The 23,867-nt window shown below is 69.1% G+C and carries 25 protein-coding genes; 5 read left to right on the forward strand and 20 right to left on the reverse strand.

Annotated elements, in window-relative coordinates:
* Together PS060_RS03845 and PS060_RS03850 are read right to left on the reverse strand one after the other, a co-directional pair.
* On the reverse strand, positions 1-528 hold the full coding sequence (locus tag PS060_RS03845) for a DUF6702 family protein (protein ID WP_273985605.1): 528 nt from the start codon (positions 526-528) through the stop codon (positions 1-3).
* A complete protein-coding gene (locus PS060_RS03850) occupies positions 525-2,951 on the reverse strand; it encodes a M1 family metallopeptidase (protein ID WP_273986837.1) in 2,427 nt (808 codons plus the stop codon). The genes PS060_RS03845 and PS060_RS03850 overlap by 4 nt, the downstream gene beginning before the upstream one ends.
* A 144-nt stretch (positions 2,952-3,095) precedes the next feature.
* Between PS060_RS03850 and PS060_RS03855 the strand changes: the two genes are divergently transcribed.
* From PS060_RS03855 to PS060_RS03875, 5 genes are all read left to right on the forward strand, one after another.
* Entirely contained in the window at positions 3,096-3,281 is a 186-nt protein-coding gene (locus PS060_RS03855; protein ID WP_273985606.1) for a DUF5522 domain-containing protein, read from the forward strand.
* 54 nt (positions 3,282-3,335) lie between these two features.
* A complete protein-coding gene (locus PS060_RS03860; RefSeq protein WP_273985609.1) occupies positions 3,336-4,448 on the forward strand; it encodes an S-(hydroxymethyl)glutathione dehydrogenase/class III alcohol dehydrogenase in 1,113 nt (370 codons plus the stop codon).
* 99 nt (positions 4,449-4,547) lie between these two features.
* Positions 4,548-5,660 carry a GNAT family N-acetyltransferase gene (locus PS060_RS03865; protein WP_273985610.1) on the forward strand — a complete coding sequence of 371 codons (1,113 nt, stop codon included), beginning with the start codon at positions 4,548-4,550 and terminating at the stop codon, positions 5,658-5,660.
* Positions 5,653-7,167 carry a lipopolysaccharide biosynthesis protein gene (locus PS060_RS03870; protein WP_273985611.1) on the forward strand — a complete coding sequence of 505 codons (1,515 nt, stop codon included), beginning with the start codon at positions 5,653-5,655 and terminating at the stop codon, positions 7,165-7,167. Before PS060_RS03865 ends, PS060_RS03870 begins: the two co-directional genes overlap by 8 nt.
* Positions 7,168-7,234: 67 nt before the next feature.
* Positions 7,235-8,107, forward strand: a complete 873-nt coding sequence (locus PS060_RS03875) for an alpha/beta fold hydrolase (protein ID WP_273985612.1) — start codon at positions 7,235-7,237, stop codon at positions 8,105-8,107.
* A gap of 77 nt (positions 8,108-8,184) precedes the next feature.
* On the opposite strand, the gene PS060_RS03880 is transcribed toward PS060_RS03875, so the two are convergent.
* Genes PS060_RS03880 through PS060_RS03965 form a run of 18 tightly spaced genes read right to left on the reverse strand, consistent with a single transcriptional unit; the run spans position 8,185 to position 23,781 of the window.
* Complete coding sequence (locus PS060_RS03880; RefSeq protein ID WP_273985613.1) at positions 8,185-8,580, reverse strand: hypothetical protein; 396 nt, start codon at positions 8,578-8,580, stop codon at positions 8,185-8,187.
* A 15-nt stretch (positions 8,581-8,595) separates the two neighbouring features.
* Positions 8,596-10,026, reverse strand: a complete 1,431-nt coding sequence (fliD, locus tag PS060_RS03885) for a flagellar filament capping protein FliD (RefSeq protein ID WP_273985614.1) — start codon at positions 10,024-10,026, stop codon at positions 8,596-8,598.
* A gap of 30 nt (positions 10,027-10,056) precedes the next feature.
* Complete coding sequence (locus PS060_RS03890; RefSeq protein ID WP_273985615.1) at positions 10,057-11,196, reverse strand: EscU/YscU/HrcU family type III secretion system export apparatus switch protein; 1,140 nt, start codon at positions 11,194-11,196, stop codon at positions 10,057-10,059.
* Position 11,197: 1 nt separating this feature from the next.
* The gene (locus tag PS060_RS03895) at positions 11,198-11,986 is read right to left on the reverse strand and encodes a flagellar biosynthetic protein FliR (RefSeq protein WP_273985617.1); all 789 of its coding nucleotides are present in this window, start codon (positions 11,984-11,986) and stop codon (positions 11,198-11,200) included.
* Entirely contained in the window at positions 11,983-12,255 is a 273-nt protein-coding gene (locus PS060_RS03900; protein WP_273985618.1) for a flagellar biosynthetic protein FliQ, read from the reverse strand. Before PS060_RS03900 ends, PS060_RS03895 begins: the two co-directional genes overlap by 4 nt.
* On the reverse strand, positions 12,252-13,004 hold the full coding sequence (gene fliP, locus PS060_RS03905; protein WP_273985620.1) for a flagellar type III secretion system pore protein FliP: 753 nt from the start codon (positions 13,002-13,004) through the stop codon (positions 12,252-12,254). The genes PS060_RS03900 and fliP overlap by 4 nt, the downstream gene beginning before the upstream one ends.
* Positions 13,005-13,057: 53 nt before the next feature.
* Entirely contained in the window at positions 13,058-13,345 is a 288-nt protein-coding gene (locus PS060_RS03910) for a flagellar biosynthetic protein FliO (RefSeq protein ID WP_273985621.1), read from the reverse strand.
* 16 nt (positions 13,346-13,361) lie between these two features.
* Positions 13,362-13,787, reverse strand: coding sequence for a FliM/FliN family flagellar motor switch protein (locus PS060_RS03915; RefSeq protein WP_273985622.1), 426 nt, complete (start codon positions 13,785-13,787; stop codon positions 13,362-13,364).
* On the reverse strand, positions 13,784-14,743 hold the full coding sequence (locus PS060_RS03920) for a flagellar motor switch protein FliM (RefSeq protein ID WP_273985623.1): 960 nt from the start codon (positions 14,741-14,743) through the stop codon (positions 13,784-13,786). Before PS060_RS03920 ends, PS060_RS03915 begins: the two co-directional genes overlap by 4 nt.
* Positions 14,740-15,339 carry a flagellar basal body-associated FliL family protein gene (locus PS060_RS03925; RefSeq protein WP_273985624.1) on the reverse strand — a complete coding sequence of 200 codons (600 nt, stop codon included), beginning with the start codon at positions 15,337-15,339 and terminating at the stop codon, positions 14,740-14,742. The genes PS060_RS03920 and PS060_RS03925 overlap by 4 nt, the downstream gene beginning before the upstream one ends.
* A gap of 35 nt (positions 15,340-15,374) precedes the next feature.
* Positions 15,375-16,907, reverse strand: coding sequence for a hypothetical protein (locus PS060_RS03930; protein ID WP_273985625.1), 1,533 nt, complete (start codon positions 16,905-16,907; stop codon positions 15,375-15,377).
* A 29-nt stretch (positions 16,908-16,936) separates the two neighbouring features.
* Positions 16,937-17,374, reverse strand: coding sequence for a hypothetical protein (locus PS060_RS03935; protein ID WP_273985626.1), 438 nt, complete (start codon positions 17,372-17,374; stop codon positions 16,937-16,939).
* Positions 17,367-18,734, reverse strand: coding sequence for a FliI/YscN family ATPase (locus tag PS060_RS03940; protein ID WP_443112402.1), 1,368 nt, complete (start codon positions 18,732-18,734; stop codon positions 17,367-17,369). The genes PS060_RS03935 and PS060_RS03940 overlap by 8 nt, the downstream gene beginning before the upstream one ends.
* Positions 18,698-19,360 (reverse strand): FliH/SctL family protein, encoded by a 663-nt coding sequence (locus PS060_RS03945; RefSeq protein WP_273985627.1) that lies wholly within the window; start codon positions 19,358-19,360, stop codon positions 18,698-18,700. Before PS060_RS03945 ends, PS060_RS03940 begins: the two co-directional genes overlap by 37 nt.
* On the reverse strand, positions 19,347-20,390 hold the full coding sequence (fliG, locus tag PS060_RS03950) for a flagellar motor switch protein FliG (protein ID WP_273985628.1): 1,044 nt from the start codon (positions 20,388-20,390) through the stop codon (positions 19,347-19,349). The genes PS060_RS03945 and fliG overlap by 14 nt, the downstream gene beginning before the upstream one ends.
* On the reverse strand, positions 20,387-22,090 hold the full coding sequence (gene fliF / locus PS060_RS03955) for a flagellar basal-body MS-ring/collar protein FliF (protein ID WP_273985630.1): 1,704 nt from the start codon (positions 22,088-22,090) through the stop codon (positions 20,387-20,389). Before fliF ends, fliG begins: the two co-directional genes overlap by 4 nt.
* 3 nt (positions 22,091-22,093) lie before the next feature.
* The gene (gene fliE, locus PS060_RS03960; RefSeq protein WP_273985631.1) at positions 22,094-22,459 is read right to left on the reverse strand and encodes a flagellar hook-basal body complex protein FliE; all 366 of its coding nucleotides are present in this window, start codon (positions 22,457-22,459) and stop codon (positions 22,094-22,096) included.
* The gene (locus PS060_RS03965) at positions 22,456-23,781 is read right to left on the reverse strand and encodes a sigma-54 interaction domain-containing protein (RefSeq protein WP_273985632.1); all 1,326 of its coding nucleotides are present in this window, start codon (positions 23,779-23,781) and stop codon (positions 22,456-22,458) included. Before PS060_RS03965 ends, fliE begins: the two co-directional genes overlap by 4 nt.
* Positions 23,782-23,867 lie beyond the last annotated feature (86 nt).

Consider the following 23,867-nt stretch of genomic DNA (forward strand, 5'->3'; position numbering starts at 1 on the left):
CTAGCGCGGCAAATCGCCCTCGGCAGGCGCGTCGCCGCCATGAAAGATGAGGGTGTCGACACTGGTGCCGTTGCCGAGGTTGACCCGATTTTCCTGCCGCGCCCAGACATCGGTGAGGATCTGCGAATTGACCCGCAGGCGCAGCGCGCCCTCGGCAGGCGCCGGGGTCTCCTGATAGACGAACAGGCTGCCGCCGACGATCTCGCTGCCGACATAATCGGGGGTGATGATCGCGCCGTTCAGCTGGAACAGGAACCGCCGCGTGACATAGCGGGCAAAGGCCTCGCGGCTGTCTTCGCTGCCGATGATGTCGGGCGTGTGGATGTCGGCATTGCCCGTGCGCTGCACCACCAGCGCGTGTTCGGCATCGTGCACCGGCACTTGATGGATGATCTCGATCATGCCTGTGCGCGGGTTATGCGCGATGGTGCTGATCGTGATCTTCTGCTGGTGGCCCAGCGCCGTGCCAGCCCCGGCAAGCGGGGCCAGCACCAGCGCCAGGAGCACCAGCCAGCGGCGCAGGATCACTTCTTCTTCTTCTCCGGCTCGGCCCCGGCAGCCTCGCCCATCAGGTCGCGGCTGACGCGGCTCTTGCTGGCTTCGTCCTTGAAGGCCTCGATCCGGCTCGGGATGATGCGGCGCGGGTAGTGGTTGTTCTCAAGGTCGGCATCGCCCGTTTCCCAATCGGGATCGACTATCACCGAAACCAGCTCCTTGCCCTTGGGATAGACCAGCAGCTTGGCCACCTCACGGCTGTTGCGGCGCCAGATTTCGGCCGGGATGTTGAGCTTTTCCTTCGACCCATCCTTGAAGGTCAGGCCGAGGATGATCGGCATCACCAGCCCGCCCTTGTTGCTGAAGTTGAGGACGTAGTAATTGGCATCCTCCTTCACCGCGCGGTCAAAGGCGGCGCGTTCCCACGGCAGCAGGCCATCGAGGAAATCCTTGTAGCCCTTGGTGTCCTTGGGGGTGACGGTGAATTCGTCATTCTTGTCGTAGAAGTCCGTCACGCCCGGGTTTTCGAGCACCCAGATCGGCAGACCCTGCTGCTCGTTGATGCGGATGCCCACCGGGGTCGGCTCATCGGCCCGCTCCTGCCGCCGGCGCGGCAGGTCGATGTCGGGGTCCTTGCTGTCCATCTTGAGGCGGTAGATCGAATCGAGGCTGATATCGACGTGATCGGTGGTGTAGAACCACCCGCGCCAGAACCAGTCGAGATCGGTGCCCGAAGCCTCTTCCATGGTGCGGAAGAAGTCCGCCGGAGTCGGCCGCTTGAACTTCCAGCGGCGGGCATATTCCTTGAGCGCAAAGTCGAACCGCTCGCGCCCGATCACCGTGTCGCGCAGGACGTGATAGGCCGCCGACGGCTTGCCATAGGCATTGGAGCCGAGGTCGGTGATCGAATCCGACTGGGTCATGATCGGCTGCTGGGTGTTCGACACCATGTAGGGCACCAGATCGCGCGCGAGGCTGCGCGTCCAGGGCATATTCGGATCCCATTCGTAGCCCGCGACCGAATCGAGGAAGGAGTTGAGGCCTTCGTCCATCCAGGTCCACTGACGCTCGTCCGAGTTCACCGTCATCGGGAAGTAGATGTGCCCGATCTCGTGGATCACCACGCCGACGAGGAACATCTTCTCGGCCAGCGAATAGGTCCGCGTGCCGTCCTTGTTGAGGGTGGTGCGCGGGCCGTTGAAGGTGATCATCGGATATTCCATCCCGCCGACCGGCCCGTTGACGGACTGCGCGGTGGGATAGGGGTAATCGAAGCTGAAGCGCGAATAGACCTTCAGGGTGTGGACGACGGCAGCGGTGGAATACTTCTTCCACAGATCGCCGCCTTCCTTGGGCCAGAAGCTCATGGCGAGCACGGTTTCATGCTCGGCACCCGGCTGCTTCACCCCTTGCGCGTCCCACATGAACTTGCGGCTGGAGGCCCAGGCGAAATCGCGCACATTGGTGGCGGCGAACTGCCAGGTCTTGGTGCCCTTGGGGTTGCCGGCCTCGGCAGCAGCGGCTTCGGCCGGGGTGACGACGAACACCGGCTCCTTGGCGTTCTTCGCGGTCTCAAGCCGCTGGCGCTGGACGGCGGTCAGGACGACGTCGGGGTTCTGGATCGTGCCGGTGGCGGCGACGATGTGGTCGCTCGGCACCGTCAGATCGACCGTATAGTCCCCGAACTCCAGCGTGAATTCCCCGCGCCCGAGGAACTCCTTGTTGTGCCAGCCTTCATAGTCCGAATAGACCACCATGCGCGGGAACCACTGGGCGAGCAGGAAGATGTCGTTGCCGCCCTTGCGCGGATCATCGGGGAAATGTTCGTAGCCCGAACGCGCGTTGACCGCGTCTTCCTCGACGATGTTGAACGCCCAGTCGATCGCGAATTCGACCGTCTGGCCGGGGCCAAGCGGCTGGGGCAGGTCGATCCGCATCAGCGTGCCGACGATGGTGTGCGGCAGCTTCGCACCGTCCATGCTCGTCACCGCGTTGATGTCATAGCCATAGTCATTGTCGGCCATCGACTGCTGGCGGCGCAGCTCGTCGAAGGAGAGCTTGGTCGGCTCGCTCCCGCTGCCCAGCGTGACCTTGGGCCCGCGCCGGCCGGGGCCGCCGAAAGCATCGGTCAGCTCGGCCATCGAATCGCGCTTGAAGATGTTCTGGTCGAGCTGCATCCACAGCCACGGCAGGCTGTCGGGCGAATTGTTGGTGTAACGCACCGTGGCGCGCGCGGTCAGGCGGCGCTTGGCCTCGTCCAGCTCGGCCTTGATCGAGTAATCGACCTTCTGCTGCCAATATTCATGCCCCGGAGCGCCGCTGGCATTGCGGGTGCTGCTGGGGTCAGGCAGCACTTCATCGAGCTGGCGGAACTTGTCCTCGTAATTGCCTTTGGTCTGCTGGATGCCCTGCGCACTGGCAGGAACGGCGAAAAGCAGGGCGGCGACAAACAGCACGAAACGCAAGGGCGCTCTCCGGTATCAATGGCAGGCGCGTGAAAGAGCGCAAATCCGTTAGCCGCGCAAGCGCGGATCGACGAGGCGGAGATATTCCGTATCATCCATGGCATTGCGGCCACTTTGCCGCTACCGCCTGCGGCCATGACCGAGCCCTCTTGGCACGCCCTGCACGAAGCCGCCTGCGCGCGCGGAGAGGCGACCTATACCGATCCCGAGACCGGATACACCGTGTTCACCCGTCTGGCGCATCTCAAGCGCGGCAAGTGCTGCGGATCGGGCTGCCGCCATTGCCCTTACGACCACGCGGCGGTGCCCGGCAAAGCCTGACACTTGCAAAGCTGCACACCTGCGGGAATAGGCGGACGCAAAGGAGTTCCGCCCATGAAGACCCGCGCCGCCGTTGCCTTTGCCGCCAAGCAGCCGCTCGAAATCGTCGAGCTCGATCTCGAAGGCCCGAAGGCGGGCGAGGTGCTGGTCGAGATCATGGCGACGGGCATCTGCCATACCGACGCCTATACGCTCGACGGGTTCGACTCCGAGGGCATCTTCCCGAGCGTGCTGGGCCATGAAGGCGCAGGCATCGTGCGCGAGGTCGGCGCGGGGGTGACCAGCGTGAAGCCGGGCGATCACGTGATCCCGCTCTACACCCCCGAATGCCGCCAGTGTAAGTCGTGCCTCAGCGGCAAGACCAACCTGTGCACGGCCATCAGGGCCACCCAGGGTAAGGGGCTGATGCCGGATGGCACCACCCGCTTCAGCTACAAGGGCAAGCCGATCTACCACTACATGGGCTGCTCGACCTTCTCGAACTTCACGGTGCTGCCCGAAATCGCGGTCGCCAAGATCCGTGAAGACGCGCCGTTCCAGAGCGCCTGCTACATCGGCTGCGGCGTCACCACCGGGGTCGGCGCGGTGACCAACACCGCCAAGGTGCAGGTCGGCGACAATGTCGTGGTCTTCGGCCTCGGCGGGATCGGCCTCAATGTCATCCAGGGCGCGCGGCTGGCGGGCGCGAACCTCATCATCGGGGTCGACATCAACCCCGCGCGCGAGGAATGGGGCAAGCGCTTCGGCATGACCCACTTCCTGAACTCCAAGGGCATGAGCCGCGAGGAGGTGGTCGCCAAGGTGGTCGAGATGACCGATGGCGGCGCGGATTACACCTTCGATGCCACCGGCAACACCGAAGTGATGCGCACGGCGCTCGAAGCCTGCCACCGCGGCTGGGGCACCTCGGTCATCATCGGGGTCGCCGAAGCGGGCAAGGAAATCGCCACCCGCCCGTTCCAGCTCGTCACCGGGCGCAACTGGCGCGGCACGGCGTTCGGCGGGGCCAAGGGCCGCACCGATGTGCCCAAGATCGTCGACATGTACATGACCGGCAAGATCGAGATCGACCCGATGATCACCCACGTCATGGGCCTCGAAGAGATCAACACCGCCTTCGATCTGATGCACGAAGGCAAGTCGATCCGTTCCGTAGTGGTGTTCTGAGCCTGCGTCCCCGCCCCTGCCGGGGGCGTGGTTAACCCGCTGGTTACACCGTATCACTATAGCCTGTCCCGAGCCCCAAACCGGCGCCCGGGACACGTAATGTACGAAAGCAGGATTGCAGCCGACCATCTGACGGTCACGGCGGTTGAGGGCTTTCCGCCCGAACTCAACACGCTCGCCGCCTGCAATCTGGCAGGGCATGGCTTCCTGCGCGCGGCATGGTATGCGGCCCGCTCTCCGCAACAGGGCCGCACGCTGCTGCTGCGGCGCGAGGATGACGGCGCTGCGCTCGCGGCGATCCCCACGATTGCCTTCGGCCCGGTGATCGGCCGCGCGCGCAAGGTGCCGGGTTCCTACTGGCCCTTGCGCAGCCCCCTGATTGCGCCGGATTGCGATGTGTTCGAACTGGCCCACGCGCTCGACCATCCCGCCGCCGCGCGCTGCCTTGGCGGGGTGTGGCGGGTCGGCCCGGTGCGGGGCGATGCGCCCGCCACCGAGCTCCTGATCGCGGCCGCCCAGCTCGCCAATTGGGCGGTGCTGTCGCGGCCTGCCGGGACAAGCTGGGTGATCGACCTTGATGCCGCCCGCGCGCGCGGCTGGCCGAGCAGCGCCACCGCCCGCAAATTGCGTGCGGTGTGGCGCAAGCTTGAAGAACAGGGCACGCCCAGCTGGCGCTATGTCAGGGGCGCGGAATGGGACACCGCCGCGCTCGAGGCGATGGGGACGGTCGAGGCAGGCAGCTGGATCGCGCGCCTTACCGATGGCAGCGGGGCGAAGTTCATGACCTCGGCCCAGCGTTCCTTGTGGAGCTATGCGCTGACCGATCCGATGCTGGCCGAGATGCTGTGCGCCACCATCCTGATGCTCGATAACCGCCCGATCGCCTTCAGCTTCGATCTCGACGATGGCGCGCTGCAATATGGCATTGCGGGCAGCTATGTCGAAGCGCTGGGGCACCTCGGGATCGGCAAGCTCACCAATTACCGCGCGATGGAAGATGCGATCGCCGATGGGCAGAGCGTGATGGACATGGGCGTGGGCGATACCGGCTACAAGCAGGCGATGGGCGCCCTCGAGGGCTATGCGATGTCCGACCTGCTGTTCGTGCGCAATCGTTCCGCTGCAATGATGCTGGCGCAGGCCTGGGGGCCGGAGCTGCTGCCGACCGCCGCCACGCGGGCGCTGATGCCGGGCAGGTTCCCCTATGGCTGACCCGACCGAAACCCCCGCCCCCCGCCCCTCGCTCGCCGCGCAGGTGCGAACCGCGGTGATCTGGCGATCGGGCAGCCAGGTGCTGACCCAGATCGTGTCATGGGCCTCGACCCTGATCGTGATCCGCCTGCTCGCGCCGGAGGATTACGGTCTGTTCGCGATGGCGCAGGTCATGCTGACGCTGCTCAGCACCATGAACGGCTGGGGTCTCGCCAGCGCGCTGATCCGCGAGGACGAGGTCAGCGAGGAACGGCTGCGCCAGACGCTCGGGATGCTGATCCTGCTCAATGGCGGCCTTGCCCTCACCCAGTTCATCGCCGCGCCGCTGGTGGCCGCGTGGTTCGAACAGCCGATGGTGACGCAGCTCCTGCGGGTGCAATCGCTGCTTTACCTCGCGGTGCCGTTCTGTGCGCTGCCGCACGCGATCCTTTCGCGGCGCATGGACTTCCGCCGCCCGGCGCAGGTGCGCCTTGCCGCGGCGCTCGCAGGGGCGATCACGGCGCTGACGGGGGCGCTGAGCGGCTGGGGCGTGTGGACGCTGGTGAGCGCGCCGATGATGATGCTGCTGACCGAAGCGGTCGGCATGACCTGGGCCGCCCGCGCGCCGATCCGTCCCAGTTTCCGCTTTACCGGCGCGCGCCATATCGCGGGCTTTGGCGGGGTGATGACGGCGACCCAGATCTTCTGGTTCGTCCAGAGCCAGGCCGATGTGATGATCGCCGGGCGCGTGCTCGATCCGCACAGTCTCGGGGTTTACACCACAGGGCTGTTCCTCGCGCAGCTGATGGCGGCCAAGTTCGTGCCGCCGATCAACGAGGTCGCCTATGCCGCCTATTCGCGGCAGCAGACCGAAGGGCAGGCCGATCAGATCGCCCCGGCCCTGCTGGCGACCGTGCGGCTGGTGATGCTGGTGGGCCTACCCGCCTATGCCGGTCTGGCCGTGGTCGCGCCGGTGCTGGTGCCGGTGCTGCTGGGCGACAAGTGGGTGGGGATCGTCCCGCTCTTGCCGATCCTGGCGGGCGCAATGGCGATGCTGACGCTGCAAATCCTGTTTTCGCCCGCCACAAACGCGCGCGGCTTTCCGGGGATTGCGCTGAAGGTGACGATGCTGGGGAGCGTGGTGATGCCGCTCGCCTTCTTCACCGGATCCTATTGGGGCGTCGCGGGGTTCGTCTGGGGCTGGGTCGGCGGAATGGCGGTGCTGCTCGCGGCGACCATCGCGCTGTCGCGCGGCGTGCTGGGCTTCAGCCTGGCCGGCCTTGGCCGCGCGATCCTGCCGCCGCTGGCCGCCGCGCTGGTGATGGCGGGGGGCGTCGCGCTGATGCTGCGCGCGCTCCCTCAGACGCTGCCGCCGCTCGCAGCGCTGGCCTCTGCGGTGGCGCTGGGCGTGGCGCTCTACCTCGGCGCGCTGCACCTGATCGCGCCGGATCGCCTCGCCGAAGCGCTGCGCTTCGTGCGCAATCGCGGGGCCAGCGAGGATGCGCCGGCACCGCTTCCGGCGGAGTGATCCATCCTCCTCTCGCTATCAAAGCTGAGCAATTGACACCCCGCCTGCGATGCTCTTGGGGCAGGGGATGACCACGCCCCGGCCCGCTCCCGTCACCCGCACCTATCCCGTCAACGGCATCGATCTTGCCGTCCACCAATGGGCCTCTGACGGAGCGGGCGTGCCGCTGGTGTTCGCCCACGCGACCGGGTTTCATGGGCGCGTGTGGGGCGCTCTGGTCGACCATTTCGCCGATCACCCGGCCTATGGCATCGATATGCGCGGCCACGGCCTGTCGCGCGCCGCGCCGATTGCGGACTGGCGGGTGCTGGCGAGCGATGTTGCTGAATTTCTTGCACAATCCGGCCTCTCCGGGGTGGTCGGCATCGGCCATTCAATGGGCGCGCACACCCTGCTCCAGACCGCCGCGGATCATCCCGAGGCCTTCAGCCGCCTCGTGCTGTTCGACCCCGTGATCCTCGCGCCCGATTACTACGGCGATGGCACGCCGATCTTCACCGCCGACAACCCCCACCCCGCGATCCGCCGCAAGCGCGACTTCGCCAGCGCCGAGGCGATGATCGAACGCTTCCGCGCCCGCGACCCCTATGACCTGTTCGACGCCCGCGTTTTCGCAGATTACTGCCGCTACGGCCTCGTCCCCGCCGCCTCGGGTGAGGGAATGGAACTCGCCTGCCCGCCCGAAGTCGAGGCCAGCGTCTATGCCTCAAGCCGCAGCAATGGGGCCATTCTGGATGCCGCCCGCACGGTCGATATTCCGGTGCTGGTGGTGCGCGCGCAGCACACCAATCTCAACGATTTCAAGAGCTCGCCGACCTGGCCCGAACTGGCAAATGTCCTGCCGCAGGGGACCGACCTCTACCGGCCGGACATGACCCACTTCCACCCCTTCCAGGATCCGGCGGATGCGGCCAAGATCATCGCGGAATTTATTGTCTAGGCCACCTTTGGTGGCGCAGACCCCCCGCCCCAAAGTCCATGTTCGCAGAATGTTTCACGTGAAACATTGGCGATTCCTCAACCCGCCGCTTTCAGCACATCGCTGATATCCTGACGGATTTCGGCCATTTTCCTAATGTCCCGGTGAAGGATCTGCTCGCCGACCTGCCCCGCCAACCCGCCATAGAACGCCTTGAGGCTCGCCCCGAGCGGGTGGTCCGGGGCGACCGATCCGGCCAGCCACAGCAGGATCGTCTGCGCGCGCGTCAGCGGTTCACGGCTTGCGCAAGACCCGCCCAAAGCCTGTCTGCGATCGGCCAAAGACCGTTCAATCGCGATCACCGCCTGCCCGAGCGCGGCCTGCGCCTCTTCCAGACAGATCCGCGTCAGATCGGCCCCGCCCGAAGCCTCGATCCGCGCTTCGAGCGCGACCCGGCGATAGGCGGCGGCGGGGTTGCGGCTGAGCATCTGCATCGCGCGTCACTCCCCTCAATTATCGCTGTTCGACCAGATGTCGACCTGCTGGCGCAGGAAGGCGAGCGTCGATTGCGAGGCCGCCACCCGGCGTTCCGAGGCAGTGAATTCGCGCGTCAGCCGTTCGCGCAGGGCTTCCTGCTGCTCGGCAATCCGGGTCAGGCGCTCGTCACTGGCCGCCAGCTGCTTCTCGTAGCGGCTGAGCGACCCGCCGAGCGAGACCGGATCGGTCACCAGGCTGCTTTCGCGCGCGAAGCGATCGACCGTCGCGAACACCCCGTTGACCCCGGTGGTGAACATCGCCGCGACCGCATCGGGGTTGGTTTCGAGCGACCGGTTGAGCCGCGCGGTATCGAGCTTGAAGGTGCCGTCGCGGTTGAGCGCGAGGCCGAGATCGGCGAGCGTGCGCGGGTCATTGGTTCCCGCGCCCGGCATGACCACGCGGCCCGACAGCCCAGCCAGATCACGCCGGAACTCGCGCGCGCCCGGATCATTGCCCAGCTCGCCGCCAATCGGCGCGGCCAGATCATTGAGCTGGCCGACGATATCGTTGAGCGCGACGACGAAGTCTTCCATCACGCTGGTGATGGCGGTGGTGCTGGTGCCGAAGCTCAGCGTCGTCGGCGCGCCGGTGTTGGTGGCGGCAAGATCGAGCGTGAAGCCGCCCGGCAGGCCGGTCACCCGGTTGGTCGGGCTGGTCATCGCCACGCCATCCAGCGACAGCGTGGCATTGCGCGCGGTGGATTGCAGCAGCGCGCCGCCGCTGGCGGGCGTCCAGCCGAGATATTCGAGATCGCCCGCAACCGGCCCGCCGCCCATGCCGGTCGCTTCGAGCTGGAAGCCGTTGGCCGCGCCTTCGCGCCCCTTCATCACCAGCTGCGCGCCATTGGTGCCGGTGGCGACATAGGCCTGCACCGCGCCGCCGCTGGCCGTGTTGATCTTGCTCGCGAGCGTGGCGAGGGTGTCGGTATCGGTCACGGCAATGTCGATCCCCGCCCGCGCGGCATCGGGGGTGAAGCTTGTGCCGCTGACCGTGCCGAAGCGCAGGGTCAGCGTGCCCTCCCCCACCAGCGCATCGCGGCTGGCGAGCGGGCGTGAAAGCAGCGTCTGGCTGCGGGCGAGCTGCGTGACTTCAAGGCTGAAACTGCCGCGCGGAGACAGGCCGGGGGGCACGGTTACCGTCGCGACAGCAGGGTTGGCGAGCGTGCCCTTGGGGGCCAGATCGCCGGTGCGCACGCGGTCGCCCAGCGCGCTGGCAAGGCCGGTGATCGCGCCGCGCAGCTGGCTGGCAGCGGAAACCTGCGCCTCCAGCGAGGTCTTGCGCGCGGTGATCTGGTTGCGCTGCGCCGCATAGGTCGCAGCGGAGATGTCCGAGGCGAGCTTGGTGAAATCAACGCCGCTACCGGCGCCGAGCGCGGAAATGATCGATGAGCCTGCGGTTTCCATGATCGTCAGAACGGGCCTTTGCGCCGGTGATTAAGGGTGATCCTGTGGTCTTCCATCGCCATCGAAGCGCAGGGCTTGCGGCACCTCCACCACCGGGCGGCGCGGGCGTTGGCCGCGCTTCAGCGCCATCACGAAGGCCACGAGGGATGCGAGCGCGACATAGAGTTCCTCGCGCACCATCTGATTGGGGCGGGTGGTGAAATAGACCGCACGGGCAAGGCTCGGGTATTCCAGCACCGGCAGGCCGCTTTCCGTCGCGATCTCGCGCATGGCGAGCGCCGTCTCCCCCCGCCCCTTGCACAGCAGCAGCGGCGCGGGCGCGCGGGCCGGGTCATAGGTCAGCGCCACCGCAAAGTGCAGCGGGTTGACGATGATGAACTGCGCCTCCTGCATCGCCTTGGCCACACCCCCGCGCGCCAGATCGCGCTGGCGCTGGCGGCGGGCCGATTTCATCTCGGGCGAGCCTTCGGATTCCTTGTTCTCCTCGCGCATGTCCTGAAGGCTCATCTTCAGGCGCTTGTCGCGCTGGAAGCGTTGCAGGGGGTAGTCGATCCCGGCGATGATCAGCAGGCCGATCAGCAGCGCGCCGACAAGGCTGGCGATGGCATCGGTCGCAACGCCCAGCTGGCCTTCGAGCGTCAGCGTGCCGAGCGCGAGCAGTTCGGGCAGGCGGTCCTTGGCCCACACCCATGCAATCCCGCCCAGCAGCGCCAGCTTGGCCAGCCCCTTGCCCAGTTCGATCAGCCCCTGCCAGCCGAGGATGCGCTTGAAGCCCGACAGGGGATTGATGCGCGATCCCTTGAACCCCGCATTGCCCGCGACCCAGCGCCCGTCCTGCCCTAGCGCCAGTTGCGATATCGTGGTGACCGCGGCGACGATCAGCCCCAGCGCCAGCACCGGCGGCAGCGCGGCGAGCGCGGCATCGCCCATCGCCGCGCCGGGGGTGAAGCCGTCCAGCGCCGCCCGGTCGAAGTGGAAGCCCGCGCGCGCGACCTGCCCCAGCCCCTCGTTCAGCCACGCCCCCAGCCCCCACAGCCCCAGCGCCCCCGCGCCAGTGGCGGCGGCGGTGGCGAGTTCCTTCGACCGCAGCACGTCGCCCTTTTTGGCGGCGTCCTGACGGCGTTTGGCGGTGGGGGCGAAGGTCTTTTCGCCAGCGGTTTCCTCGGCCATGTCAGCGCGCCTCGATAAGGGCGGAGGATTGTTCGAGCGCGCTCTCGATCACGCCGCGCAGCTGGCCGACCATCACCGGCATGGCGATGATCAGCGCGGCGATCCCCGCGAGCACTCCGGCAGGCAGGCCCAAGGCGAAGAGGTTCAGCGAGGGGGCGGAGCGGGCGATGAGGCCGGTGACGATCTGCACCAGCAGCAGCACCAGCACCACCGGCAGCGCGATGGCGGCGGCGGCGGCAAGGCCATATCCCATGAACATCACCACCGCCTCGGCCCGCCACGCGCCGAACGCGAATTGTCCGGCAGGCAGCAGGCGGTAGCTCTCGATCAGCAGCTCGAACCACAAGAGATGCGCGCCCGTGGCGTAGAACAGCAGGCTGAGGACAAGCCCGAAGAAGGTGCCCAGCGCGCCCGATTGCGCGCCGCTCGCCGGGTCGATCGAGGTGGCGATGGCAAGGCCCATGGTGCCCGAAATCTGCTCGGCGGCGATCAGGGGAATGGCGAAGGCGAGTTGCAGCACGAAGCCGAGCATCAGGCCCACCGCGATCTCGGGCAGGATGGCGAGGATGGCGGCGATGCTCAGCATTTCGGGCGGCGGGGCGGAGAGCGGCACCCAGGTGGCGATGAAGAAGCCCAGCGTCAGGCTGAGGAGGATGCGCAAAGGCGCGGGCACCGCCGTGCCGCCCACCATCGGCGCGGCCATCAGGGCAGCGCCGCAGCGGATCGACAGGAAGAATATCTGCCACAGCTGCGCCTCAAGGCTGCCGAAGCCGAAATCGAGGACGTTCATGCCGACAAATTGGCGACCTGCGCCATGATCTCGCGGGTGAAGTCCGCCAGCAGCCCCATCATCGCCGCGCCCAGCACCACGAAGACCAGCGCGGTGATCGCGAGCTTGGGGATGAAGCTGAGGGTCTGTTCGTTGACCGATGTCGCGGCCTGGATGATGCCGACCACAAGGCCCACCACCAGCGTCGCGATCAGCACCGGCCCGGCGATCAGCGCGGTCACCCACAGGGTCTGATCGGCCAGCGCAAGGAGGGCGGCATCCTCGGTCATGTGGCGAAACTCAGCGCAAGACTGCCCATCAAGAGCGCCCAGCCATCGACCAGCACGAACAGCAACAGCTTGAACGGCAGCGAGATGATTGTCGGCGAGAGCATCATCATGCCCAGACTCATCAAGACGCTCGCCACCACGAGGTCGATCACGAGGAAGGGCAGGAAGATCATGAAACCGATCTGGAAGGCCGTCTCCAGCTCGCTGGTGACGAAGGCCGGGAGCAGGATCGAGAAGGGCACATCCGCACCATTCTGGAAGGTGCCGCCGCCAGCAATATCGGTGAACATGATGAGGTTGGCTTCGCGGGTCTGGGCCATCATGAAAGCGTGGAACGCCTCGCCCGCCTTGCCGATGGCGGCATCGGCCGACAGGGCTCCGCTGGCATAGGGGGCGATCGCCTGCACGTTCACCGCGTCCAAAGTCGGGGCCATGACGAACAGGCTGAGGAACAGCGCCAACCCCGCCAGCACCTGCCCCGGCGGCGATCCTTGCAAGCCCAAGGCCTGCCGCAGGATCGCGAGCACCACCAGAATGCGCAGGAAGCTGGTCATCATCAGCACCAGCGCGGGCAGGATGGTGAGCAGGCCCATCACCACCAGCAGCTGGAGCGAGGTGCTCAGGGGGCTGTCCTCTCCCGCACCATCATTGCCCAATGCGCGTTCGATCGCGGTGCCGACGCCTGCCGCGACCGGATCAGGCGCGGCGGGCGGCGCGGCGGCCATGGCGGCCTCAGGCGAGAGAAACATGGTTAACGCGAGCGCGCACAGGGCGGCCCACAGGCGAAGCGGCAGGCGCGGCATCACTCGGACTCCGGCTGCGCCATCGTCGGCACGGCAGCCTCGCCGAGCCGCACCATCCCCTGCCGGGTGCAGCCCAGCAGGATCTCGCGATCATGGAACCGCACCACGGCGAGCTTCATGCCGGGTGCGATCAGGCTGGTTTCGACCAGCTGCATCCGCCGCCCGCCACCATCGGCGGCGGTGTGGCCAAGCCGGGTCTGGAGCCAGCGGGTCAGCCACAGGCTCCCCCAGATCAGCCCCGCCAGCACCGGCAGCAGCAGCGCCAGCCGCAGGAGATATTCGAGCATCGCCCCGCCCCGCCGCTCAGAGCAGATCGTCGAGCGCGCTGGTCAGCGGATCGACCGGGGGCGCGGCAGGGGCGGGCGCCGGGGCAGGCGCGGCGGGCGCCGCTTCGACAGGTGGCGGGGCAAGGTCGTCGGCTGCGCCATGGTCGGGCGTCGCAGCCGGGGCAGCGCCGGGCATCGGCGGCACGTCCTTCCCGTCCTCGCCCACCAGACTGACGATCCTGAGGGCAAAGCGGCCTTTCTCGGCCACCACCTCGCCACGCGCGATCACGCGGCCATTGGCGGTGACATCGAGCAATTCGTCGGTCAGCCGGTCGAGCGCCACGGTGCTCCCCTCTCCCAGCATCAGCACATCGCGCAAGGGCAGTTCCGTGCGGCCCAGTTCGACCGAAAGGCGCACGGCAACATCGCCGAAACGGGAAAAGGCAGCGGGCTGGAAAGTCATGGTGCGAACCCTTCGGCAGAAGCGGAAACAGGAAGGCGGGTCAGGCGGAGCGCCATGCGGTTCTCGCAGGTGCCGACCGCGCCGTGGGCGAGGATCGTCTCGCCCACCATCAGCGGCACTTGCCGGCCCATCGCGAGCGGAATGGTATCGCCGGGGCTCAAGGTCTGGAGCCGGGCGAGCGACAGGTCGAACTCCGCCAGCACCGCGTGCAGCGGCAGCGGCATTGATGCAAAGGGCGCCGCCATGCCGGTCGCCGGTGTGCGCGGCACCCGGACGCGGGGACGGCGGCCACCGCCGGGGAGCAGGCGCGGCAACTTGTCCGACGCCACCGCAAGGCTCGCGCGCCAGGTGCAGCCCTGGCGGTTGGCGATGTCGATGATGAAGACCAGCGCCTCGGCATCGAGCGCAAAGGGCTTCAGCCGGGCGGCGCTTTCGCTGCGCACGATCACTTCGCCGCCCTGCGCCTTGCCGCGCAGCGATGCGCCCGCAGGCGGGGGCATATCGCCAAAGCTGGCGCGGGTGATGGCACCGGCGATCATGGTCGCGGCTTCCTCGACCAGCAGCGCGGCGGAGCGCGGCAGGGCATCGGGCACGCTGCCGGTGGTGCGACCGTCACCGCCGAAGCTGCGGTCAGTGAGCGCAATGGCGGTGGCGAAATCGAAGCTGAGGAGCGCAGTCTCGGCGCTCGCACCCACCCGCAGCAGCGAATTGGCCGCGACCTGCCCGATCCGCCGCAGCGCATCCGCGCCGCTGACACGTTCGGGCTCGGTAATGCTGACGTCGAGCCGGTCGCCCGACAGCAGGCCGGACAGATCATCGGCGAGCAGCCGCGCCAGATCGCGCCGCCATGCCGCCATCAGCGCCGCGCTTTCTTCAGGGCGCGGGCCGCGATTGGTCAGCTCGGGGCAATGCACCGCTGCGGCCCGCGCGGGCTGGAAGCTGTGGCCCATCCTCATTGGACGAGGAACCCGCGGAAGTGGACGGCATCGATCCCGCCGAAGCCCTCGTTCTCCTCCAGCACGGCATTGACCGCCTTGGTCAACCGCTGGCCGAGCCGCTTCTTGCCCTCGACGTCATAGACCTCCGCCTCGGTGGTGGCGGCCAGCTGGGCGAGGATGGCGGAACGGATCGCGAGTTCGTGGTTCTTGACCCATTGCAGCACCCGGCCATCGCGGCGGGTGGAGACTGCCAGTTCGACCTGGATCAGACCCGGCGAATCCGCAAGGTTCGAGGTGAAGCTGTCGGTGAAGCTGTAATAGACAGTGCGATACTTGCTGCCGCCCTCGCCATAGACCGGGGCGGCTGCATCCTTTTCCTTCTCCGCACCGGGCAGGGTATAGGGGTCTTCCTCGCCCTTGAGCACCAGCTTGGGCTCGTCAGGCTTGTGCTCGGCGGCCTCGCCCAAGAGGCCCATCGCGAAGGCGCCATAGGCTCCGCCCGCGCCGACACCGAGCAGCAGCACCGCGCCGAGCGCGAGCTTGATCACCCCGCCCTTGCCGGACTTGCCGCCGCCCTCGCCTGCGCTCTCGGCCTTGTCCTTTCCCTTGGCCATGCCCCGTCAGCTCCTTCGTCGTGTTACGCTTGCGATCAGGCGAACAGGCCGCCCGGTGAGGCACTGCGGCCGGCAGACCCCTCGTCGTCCACCTCGGTGCGCGCGGCCAGAGCAGCGGCGGTCGAGGGGCGGCGGTGGTCCGGCGCAGCCTCGCCGTCACGGCCACCCGAATGGCCCAGGTGTGGTGAATGGCCCCCTTGCCCCCCATTAGGGGAAGCCCCGTAACGTTGCTCCGATGTGCCGTTTTGGGCCGCAGAACTGTCAGCCGCAGCGGTGATCGCCCGGTCGGCAAGCGCCGCCTGAACAGCGGGCACGAAGCCCGGATCACGGCTCGCCAGCACCGCGCGCCACTGGTCGGGTGCGGCCTGTTCGAGCCGCAGCGAGACGAAGCCGAACTCGGCATGGCGCATCGTCATTTCCGGCCGCGCGGAACGCAGCGCCTCGCGCAAGCCGTCGACCTGGGCGATGGATTGCTCCTGCTGCGCCCCAGTGGCGGCAGCGGCGCGCGGGGTCTCGACCCGCTCGCCTCCGGTCGCCGCAGCCACCGGCGCAGCGGCAGCGAGCGGCGGGGGAGCAGATGCGGAGGCGGAGGCGGCGGCAAGAGCAGGCGGAGCGGCCGGCTCGGCCGGTGACCCGGAAGGCGGAGCGGCAGCGCTGGCGGGCGAAGCCGAGCCGGGCGGCGCATCGCTCGCCTCGCTCGGCGCGGCATCGGGCAGCGCGGGTGCGGCGGGCATCGGCGCAAGGGCGGCACGCACCGGCGGCGGGGCGCTCTGCACGGGGAGCGTGGGCGAGGCGGGAAGCGGCAGTGCGGCGAGCGTGCGCGCGGGCACAGCGGGGGCGAGGGCGAGGACTGCCGCCGGATCGAGCGCATCGGGCACAGCGGTGGGGGCGGGGGTGGCTGGCGTGGGCTGAGGCGGATCGGATCGGCCGGACACGAGCGCCGTCAGCGGCACCGGCGCGGCGATAGCGGGGGGCACCAGCGCCTGCCCCGGCATGGGCTCAGCCGCAGACGCATCCGCGTCCGCCTGAAGCAGGGCAGGCTCGCCGGACTCCTCTTCGATCGCGTCGGCAGCCTCGCCTGCACCCAGACCGCGCCCCGCGACCTGCTCTGCGACCGGCACTGTCGCCGCCATACGCGGGGCTTCCGCGAGCGTCTGTTCGCGCCCGAGCCACGCGGCTGCGCCCGCAGCAGGTGCGCGTGGATGCAGCCGCGGCGCGGCCAGGGGATCGGCTTCGGCGAGAGGCTCGGTCGTCTCGGCAGGCCCGGCCAGCGGCAAATCCGCGCCCGCAGGCGGCAAGCTCTTGCCGCCCGGCAAGGCAGGCAACACGGCGACGCGCGCGCTGTCCGGGGTGGCCGGATCGGGGGCGGCAAGCGGCATGGCAGCACCCGGCACCGGGCCTGCGGGATCGCCCGGCACCGGGAGCAGCGCCGCGCCGAGCAATCCGGCAAAGTCGCTCCCCGCCCCTGTTCCCGCGCTGCCAGCACCGGGCGCAGCCGCTGGCAAAAGCCCGCCACCGGCGGCAAGCGGGCTGGCGGGGCTGGGCATTTCGGGCAGGAACGGGATCATCGGCGCCTCCTTGGGCGAGCGGGTCGGGATCAGTCTTGCGAGGATCTGTGCAACTTGCGTGCCAGCGGCAGCGCGCGGGCCGCCTCGCGCCGGGCCAGCGCGGCGGCAAGGTCGGCGCGGGCTTCGGCGGTGCGCTCGGCCAGACGCCTGGCGCGGGCCTCGCTGGCGGCGAGCGCATCTACCTGCCAGGCGCGCTGCAAGGCCGAATCGCGCGCCGTGTCCGCCGCCTGCCGCGCAATCTGAGCCAGTCCGGCAGTGAACCCGGCGCGCGCCTGCAAGGCAGCGCCCACCGTCACCCCCGCCGTCGGCGCAGCAGCCGCCACCAGCGCCTCGGCGCGCGCGGCGAGCGCATGGTGGCGCGCCTCGGCCTCGATCGCCTCGGCCAGCGTGCGCAGCGCCTGCTTGCGCGCGACCTCGGCAATCAGGCTCTGCCGTCGCAGCAGCGCAAGGCGGCGGGCCTCACGCATGGGTCGGCGGGATCAGCTGGAGCAGCGCCGCATGGCTCGCGGCCAGCGCCACAGCCTCACCGCGTGGCTGCGTCAGGAACGCATCAATCGGCCCGCTGAGCGCCAGCGCTTCATCAAGCAGCGGGTCGCCGCCGGCGCGGTATGCCCCCATCATCACCAGATCGCGCCCGCTCTCGCGCGCGGCGATCAGCGCCCGCAAGTGGCGCGACGCCGCCCGCACATCGCCGGGCACCAGATCATCCATCACCCGGCTGAGGGATGCGGGAATGTCGATCGCGGGATAATGCCCGCGCGCCGCCAGCTCGCGGGAGAGGACGATGTGCCCGTCGAGAATGGCGCGGGCGGTGTCGACCACCGGATCATTGGTGTCGTCGCCATCGGCGAGCACGGTGTAGACCCCCGTCACCGCCCCGCCGGTGCGCGCCGAATTGCCCGCGCGCTCGACAAGGCGCGTGATCGCGGCGAGCGCCGAGGGCGGATATCCCCGCGCTGCGCCCGGCTCGCCCAGCACCAGCCCCAGCTCGCGCGCGGCGTGGGCGACGCGGGTGAGGCTGTCGAGGATCAGCAGCACCCGCTTGCCTGTGCTGCGGAAGTATTCGGCGATGCTGCTGGCATATTGCGCGGCGCGCAGGCGCAGATTGGGAGCATGGTCGGCGGGCACCGCGACCACCACGATCCCCCCGCGCCGGTGCCCGGCCATGTGCCGATTGACGAAGTCCGAGACTTCGCGCGCCCGTTCTCCGATCAGGGCAACCACGGTGACATCGGCGACCGCGTGGCCCGCAATGGTATCGACCAGCACCGATTTGCCCACGCCCGATCCCGCCATGATCCCGAGCCGCTGGCCGACGCCCATGGTGGCCAGCGCATTGATCGCGCGCACCCCGCAATCGAACGGCACCGCGACGCTCGCCCGCTCCAGCGCGCCTTCGCGCTTGCCCGCAAGCGGCCACGCGTGCGGCAGATCGAGCCGCGGGCCGCCGTCAATCGCCTCGCCAAGCGCATCGACCGCGCGGCCCAGCAACGCATCGCCGACCCGCACCTCTCCCGGAGCGCCGAGCGCGCGCACCCGCGCCCGGGGCCGCAGCAGCATCGCATCGCCCAGCAGCATCATCAGCGAGTGTCCGGCGCGAAAGCCGATCACTTCGGCAAGACATTCCGAGCCGACTTCGTTTTCGATCAGGCCCAGCGAGCCGACCGGAAGCGGCAGGCCTTCGACTTCTATCAGCCCGCCATCACAGGCGACCACCCGGCCCGTCAGCACCGGCCCGGCGCTGACCGGCGCGGCGCGCATCCGCGCCAGATCGAGCTGCAATTCGGCAATCATCCGCGCAGCGCCGCCGCAATCGCCCGGCGCCATTCCTCCGGGCCATCGCTGATCGTGCCCTCCCCGCCCTCGATCACGAGGCTGCCGGGTTCAAGCGCAGGGTCGGGCACCAGCCGCATCCCGGCCAGCGCATCTTCGCCCAAGAGAGCGATGTCATCGGGGTGGAGGTGCAGCAGCAGACTGTCGGCCGCCCCGCCGATCCGGCGCGCGGCAGCGATGCAGCGGTCGCGCAAGCCAGCAGGATCGCGCGCCGCCTCTGCCAGAACGCTATCGCACAGGTGCCGCACGGTCGCTTCGAGATCATCGGCCAGCACGCCAAGCGCGGCTTCATCGAGCGACCGGAACGCAAGCCGCAGCGCGCGTTGCCGCGCCGTGCGCGCCTCGGCTTCGGCGGCGGCAGCAGCGCGGCCAGCAGCCTCGCCCTCGGCATAGGCGCGGGCCAGCGCTTCGGCGTGAGGGTCGGGCACGGCGTCATCCGGCACGGCATCGGGCGTGGGCGGCGGCGGGGCGGACTCCTCGGGCTCGCCGAACAGCGGGGCTTCGCGGAAAGCCGCCGCGTCCGTCTCGTCCAGCAGCGTCAGCCAGCCGGGCGCGGTGTCTGCGGCAAGGTCAGGCCCGGGCGCGGCGACCAGCGCGCCGAGCCAATCAGACGAATTCACCACTGCCGCTTCCGATCACGATTTCGCCCGCATCGGCAAGACCCCGTGCGATTTCGACGATGGCCTTCTGCGCTGCGGCAACCTCGCTCTTGGCGAGGCGTCCGCGCAGCTCGATCTCGTCGCGCACGCCGTCCGCCGCGCGGCTCGACATCGCGGCGAAGAAGGGCGCGCGGTCGGGTTCCTTGAGACCCTTCAGCGCATCGACCAGCTTCTCGTTGTCGACATCGCGCAGCAGGCGGCCCATCGACTGCGGATCGAGCGCGAACAGCATCTCGAAGGTAAACAGCTCCTCCTCGATCTGTTCCGCGAGCGGTGCATCGCGCTCGGCGATGGCGGGCAGCACGGTGTTGCGCATCTCGCCCGCGGCCAGGTTGATGAGGTTCGCAGCCTCCCGCGGCCCGCCCAGCATCAGCGGCGCGGTGCCATAGGTCGCGGTGATGCGCTGGGTCAGCAGCGTGTCGATGGTGGCGATGGCCCGGGCCGAGATCGCGCCGCTTTTCGCCACGCGCTCGACCACCAGCGATTGCAGTTCGAGCGGGAGCATGGCGAGCACTTCGGCAGCGGGTTCCGGCTCGATCAGCAGCAACAGCGCGGCGATCACCTGCGGGTGTTCGTCGAGGATCAGGCGCACCAGCACGCCGGGGGCGAGCCATTGCGCCAGTTCAAGGCTGCGGGGCGGCGCATCGGGCTCGATCCGCTGCATCATGCTGTCCGCGCGCGCCGGGCCCAGCGCCTTGTCGAGCAGGGTGCGCACCCGATCGGTGCGGCCACGCCTGGGCAGCATTTCCCGCGCCGCCTCACCCGCGAAGTCGGCGAGGGCTTCGACCATGTGCGGCTGTTCGATCTCGCCCAGCGCCATCATCGCGGCGCCCAGCTTTTCCAGCTCGGCGGGGCTGAGGCGGGCGAGCAGGTTGGTCGCCTCCTCGTCGCCGAGCAGCATCAGGAACACGGCGGCGCGGTCGACCCGGCTTAGCAGCGGGGCGGGGACGGCGTCCGTGACGGCATCGCCAAGGGGTGCCTCAAGGCTCATGGTGCACCTGCCCCCGCAGCGCGCGGATCGGGCGCTTCGAGCATCCGCTGGAGCGCCTCGAGCGCGCGTTCGGGCTGCTGTGCCGCAAGCCTGCGGGCGAGTTCGACCTGCCGCGGGAGATCATCGAGCGGAACGCCATTGTCGCTGGCGGCCATCGGGCTTGCGGCGGGATCATCGCTCGCCGCATCGGCAGCCGGCGTTTCGGCCTCGTCGTCCCTGGCGAGGCTGTCGCCCGCGCCATCCGCCTTGCCCCGGGCTTTCGCCTTGGCCTTGCCGGTGCCCGTCAGCTTGCCCACCAGCGGCCGCACCGCCAGCAGCAACACCAGCAGCACCGCGATCAGCGCCGTGCCATAACGCACCAGCATCGCGAACCACGGCTCTTCATAGAAGGCAGGCGGCGCGAGGTCGGCGGGCTCGAACTTGCTCGCGACCACCTGCACCATATCGCCGCGCTGGGCATTGGCGCCGACCGCCGCGCTGACCAGTTCCTGCAATTGCTGGCGGGTCAGAGGCGCGGCAGCCTTGAGCGCCGCATCGCTGACCGCGACCGCGACCGACAGCTTCTTGAGCGCGCCCGGCCCGGCGGTGGTGACGGCGACCTCGCGCCCCAGTTCATAGGAACGGTCGGTCGCGGTCTCGGTGTCGGTGCTGGTCGCCGCTGCGGGCGGCTGCGGATTGGGCGCGCCGTCAACCAGCTGCGCCTGCGGGGGCGGCGTGTTGGCCGGAACCCCCGGCACCCCGCCTGCGGGCGCTGCTCCGGTGCGCTGCGCATTGCGCGCGCTTTCGGCCCGGATCGCGCCTTCCTTCTCATAGGTCTCGCGCGCGGTGGTGACCTCGGCTGTGTCGAGCTCGACCTGCACCTGCGCGCTGTAATTGCCCTCGCCCAGCAGGGGGAGCAGCAGCGCGTCGATCTGCTGGGCGAGCTTGGCTTCGTGCTCGCGTTGCAAGGTCAGCCCTTCGCCCGCCGCCTCGCGCGGGTCGGACAGAAGGCGGCCGTTCTGGTCGACCACCCGCACCGCATCGGGGCTCATGCCCGGAACGCTGGCGGCGACCAGATTGACGATCGCGCCGACCTGATCGGGCGAGAGGCTGCGTCCGGCAACCAGCCGCACCATCACCGAGGCGGACGGCGGATTGTTCTCGCGCACGAAGACCGATCGTTCGGGCGTGGCGAGGTGGACGCGCACGCTTTCGATCCCGTCGATCTCCTTGATCGTCAGCATCAGCTCGCGTTCACGCGCCAGCCGCAGGCGTTCGCCCTCCAGCGTGCGCGAGGTGCCGAGCGGCATCGCGTCGAGCATCGCCTCGGCCCCTTCGGGCGCGGCGATCCCGGCGTTGCTGGCAACCAGCATCTTGGCGCGGTAAAGGTCTTCCTCCGCGACCGAGAGCGCGCCGGTGCCGCTGTCGATCGAATAGGCGATCCCGCCGCCCTCCAGCGCCTCGACCACCTTGGCGCGGTCAGCGTCGGTGAGGCTGGTATAGAGCACCCGGTCAGGGCCGGAGGCGAGCGTCATCCACAGCGCCGCGGCAGCCGCAACTGCGCCCAGCCCGGCGAGTGCCGGCAGCGAACGGGCAAGCGCGGGCTGGCTGACGAAGCCCTGCATTTGCGGCGGCAGCATGGTGCGCCAACCGCTGGCCGCACCCTGTGGCGCGACCGGCAGGCCGGGCGGATCGGTGGGAACGGGCAAGGCGTCAGCCATCTATCAGCCCCCCATCCGCATGATGTCTTGATAGGCGGTGAGCAGCTTGTTGCGCACCTGCAAGGTCGCCTCGAACGCGACGCCTGCTTCCTGCCGCGCGAGCATGACCTGCGCGATGTCGGTCACCGCCCCGCGTTCATAGGCGACCTGCATCGCGCTCGAATGTTCCTGCACCGCGCTGACCTGCTTGAGCGCCGTGTGGAGCGTGTCGGCAAAGCCTGATCCGGGCGCCTGTACGGGGGCACCAAGGGCACCGGGGGCCCGCCCCGCCTCGCTCGCCGCGCGCACATCGCGCAGGGCCGCACTGCGAGCGAGCACCTGGCTGCGCAGCGCCATGACATCGGCAACGCCGAAGCTCACCGGGCTCATGCCGCGCCTCCTGCGGCCGAAGCCAGCATTCCGGCCCCGCGCATCGAAGCGAGGCGGTAGCGCAGGGTGCGTTCGGAAATGCCCAGACTGCGCGCGGTCGCGGCGCGGTTGCCGCCGTTGCGCGCGAGCGTTTCAAGGATCGCGCGCGCCTCGGAGGCGAAAGCGACGTCGGAAAGCGAGGGCGTGGTGCCGGCCGCCTTGCCCTGCATCCGGGGCGCCGCGGCGGCTTCGGTTACCGGACGCACGGCCGTGTCGAACACGATCTGCGCAGCGCCGATCGCGCCCGCGCCGTCCGCCAGCAGGATCGCGCGGCGGATGACATTTTCCAGCTCGCGGACATTGCCCGGCCAGGCGTGCCCTTCAAGCTGGGCGAGCGCGTTTCGGTCGATCCAGCCCGGCAGCCCCGGTGCGCGCGCATGGCGCAGCAGCATGGCAAAGGCGAGCGGGGCGATGTCGCCGGGCCGGTCGCGCAAGGCGGGCAGCCGCAGCGGGAAGACATTGAGGCGGTAGAGCAAGTCCTCACGAAAGCGCCCGGCGCTCGCCTCTTCGGCAAGGTCGCGGTTGGTCGCGGCGATGATCCGCACGTCGACCGTCACCGGCTTGGTCGCGCCCAGCGGCAGGATCTCGCCCTCCTGCAACGCGCGCAGCAGCTTGGATTGCAGCGCCAGCGGCAGTTCCCCGATCTCGTCGAGCAGCAGCGTCCCGCCATCGGCGGCGCGGAACAGCCCCTCGCCCGCTTCGGCCGCGCCGGTGAAGGCGCCCTTCTTGTGGCCGAACAGCAGGGCTTCGAGCATCGCTTCGGGCATGGCGGCGCAATTGACCGCGACGAACGCCCCCTCGCGGCGCGCGGACAGGCGGTGGACGAAACGCGCCAGCACTTCCTTGCCGGTGCCGGTCGGGCCTTCGAGCAGCACCGGGATGTCGGAGGCGGCGATGCGCTCTGCCAGCGTCAGCAGCGCCAGCGATTGCGGATCGCCCGCGACCGGCCAGCCGCCCTGCGCCGCCGCCGCGATCAGTGCCGGGCGCGCGGTCTCGGGGGCCGCCGTGTCATAGCGGAGGCTTACCCGGTTGGCCCCATCCAGCGCGATGGCAGGCGTGCTGGCATGGGCAAGGGCAATCGCCAATTTGCCGCTGCGCGCAATCCCGGCAGCCATCGCGGGCGGCAGGGAATCGCCGATCACGATGCGGTCGCGCTGCCAGCTGCTGCCCATCAGCGGCACGGTCATGCCGATCAGAATGTCATGCGCGCCGCTGGCGCCGCAGACCGGGGCAAGCTCGCCCGCGACCCTGCGCCCCGCTGTCATTGCCGGTTGAATCATCATTGCCCCTGTGGTCTGGCCCGGTGGTCAATTCCGCGCCCTGGTCTCGGCAAAGCTCTGCCGCATACAGGCTGGACGGGAGGCAAATT

This window comes from Erythrobacter sp. BLCC-B19 (assembly GCF_028621955.1).
Classification (GTDB): domain Bacteria; phylum Pseudomonadota; class Alphaproteobacteria; order Sphingomonadales; family Sphingomonadaceae; genus Erythrobacter.